The following is a 1,701-nucleotide window of genomic DNA, read 5'->3' as shown; positions in this document are numbered from 1 at the left end:
CGGCGGGGTGGTGCGCGGGGCGGGGGCGGGCCGCCCAGGGGGTCACCTCGCCGGCGGGCTCGTCGGACGGCCGGTGCATCACGGTCTCCCTCCCGACCCGACGCGGGTCATGATCTCGCAGAGCGCCCGGTCGTCGAAGACGCGCGCGGTGGGCACCCGCACGGTCGTCCGGTGGCGGCCGGTCACGGGGTGGCCCGCCAGGTTGATCCAGTAGCAGCAGTGTCTGAGGTCGAGGCGGTCGTGGCCGGCGCGCAGCCATTCGTCCTGGGTGCGGGGCACGATCATCACGACCAGGATCTTGTGCACCGAGACGGGGGTGCGGGCCAGTTTCACCAGGTGGGCGTTGTCGAGGGCGAAGGAGAAGGCCGGTCCCGGCGGGTGCGGGGCGAGTTGGTAGGTGCTCTTGAGCTGGACCTTGATGGTCACCTCGTCGTCCACGGCGTGGGCGGGCGAGCTGTGGCTGACGTGCCAGTCGATGCCGGTGTCGGGGAAGGGCTGGCTGAGTGAACAGCCGGCCGCGGCGGCGACCGCGTGGAGGTAGCCCACCTGGAGTGTCTCCATGCAGGCGGTGGTGGCGAGTGCTCCGCGCAGCGGTGCGATCCGCTCGGGCAGCAGCCCGCCCGGTTCGGGCTGCGCGAGAGCCATGGCTCTGGGTGCCTTCCGGGCCGTACGGATGAGTCGGGGGCGACGGGCCGTCAACGTCCGTGTCCGTCCCTTGTGTTGTCACCGTCCGGCGTCCTCCGTAAACGGTGCGTACCGCTCGTCCTGTCCGGGTATCACCGGTTCGGGCAGAGGACGGACGCCATCTGCCCGATACGCGCGAGGAGTTCGGGGATGACGCGTTGGTACGAAGGCCCGCTGGCCGCATTCGACACGGAGACGACGGGAGTGGACGTCGAGGGGGACCGGATCGTCTCGGCCGCCCTGGTCGTCCAGGACATGGCGGGGGCGAGGCCCCGCGTGACGCGGTGGCTGATAGACCCGGGGGTGCCGGTGCCTCCCGCGGCCACCGGGATACACGGCCTGACGGACGACTTCCTGCACCGCAACGGGCGTTGGCCGGCGCCTGCGGTGGAGGAGATGGCACGGGCGCTGGCCGAGCAGTGCGCGGCGGGCCGGCCGCTGGTGGTGATGAACGCGCCGTTCGATCTGACCCTGCTGGACCGGGAGTTGAGGCGCCACAGGGCGTCGTCGCTGGGGCGGCATCTGGAGAACGTGCCGCTGTGCGTGCTGGATCCGCGGGTGCTGGACAAGCATCTGGACCGCTATCGCAAGGGCCGCCGTACGCTCACGGATCTCTGCGCGCAGTACGGCGTGGAGCTGGAGGGCGCCCATGACGCGGCGGCCGACGCGCTGGCGTCGCTGGAGCTGGTACGGGCGGTGGGGCGGCGGTTCGCCTCGCGGATGGAGCGGCTGTCGGCGGCGGAGCTGCACGCGCTCCAGGCGGTCTGGCACGCGGCGCAGGCGCGGGGGTTGCAGGCGTGGTTCTCGCGCAACGGTACGGAGGAGTCGGTGGATCCCGCGTGGCCCCTGCGGCCGGAGGTGCCTGCGGCGGCTGCCTGAGGAGCGGGCGGTCCTGGCACGTTCCGGGCATGTTCCGGGCACACAAAAGCCGGCCCGTCGGGGACGGACCGGCTTTTCCCGGTGGGCGATACTGGTTTCGAACCAGTGACCTCTTCGGTGTGAACGAAGCGCTCTCCC

The 1,701-nt window shown here is 71.8% G+C and carries 2 protein-coding genes; one reads left to right on the top strand and one right to left on the bottom strand.

Translation table 11 applies throughout. The features are described 5' to 3' along the window. Positions 1–78: 78 nt before the first annotated feature. On the bottom strand, positions 79–645 hold the full coding sequence (locus tag GT042_RS17960; protein ID WP_161309730.1) for a DUF4365 domain-containing protein: 567 nt from the start codon (positions 643–645) through the stop codon (positions 79–81). Between the two features lie 189 nt (positions 646–834). On the opposite strand from GT042_RS17960, the gene GT042_RS17955 reads away from it, so the two are divergent. Next, the gene (locus tag GT042_RS17955; RefSeq protein WP_161309729.1) at positions 835–1,563 is read left to right on the top strand and encodes a 3'-5' exonuclease; all 729 of its coding nucleotides are present in this window, start codon (positions 835–837) and stop codon (positions 1,561–1,563) included. The last annotated feature ends 138 nt before the right edge of the window (positions 1,564–1,701 follow it).

Origin of the sequence: Streptomyces sp. SID3212, assembly GCF_009865405.1 — a bacterium.
Classification (GTDB): domain Bacteria; phylum Actinomycetota; class Actinomycetes; order Streptomycetales; family Streptomycetaceae; genus Streptomyces.
Note: the sequence above shows the minus strand (reverse complement) of the source record. Positions and strands in the feature narration are given on the sequence as shown.

What these genes read in the sequence shown, in the direction of transcription:
- GT042_RS17960 (WP_161309730.1), bottom strand. Translation starts at nt 645, where the DNA reads ATGGCTCTCGCGCAGCCCGAACCGGGCGGGCTGCTGCCCGAGCGGATC.
- GT042_RS17955 (WP_161309729.1), top strand. Translation starts at nt 835, where the DNA reads ATGACGCGTTGGTACGAAGGCCCGCTGGCCGCATTCGACACGGAGACG.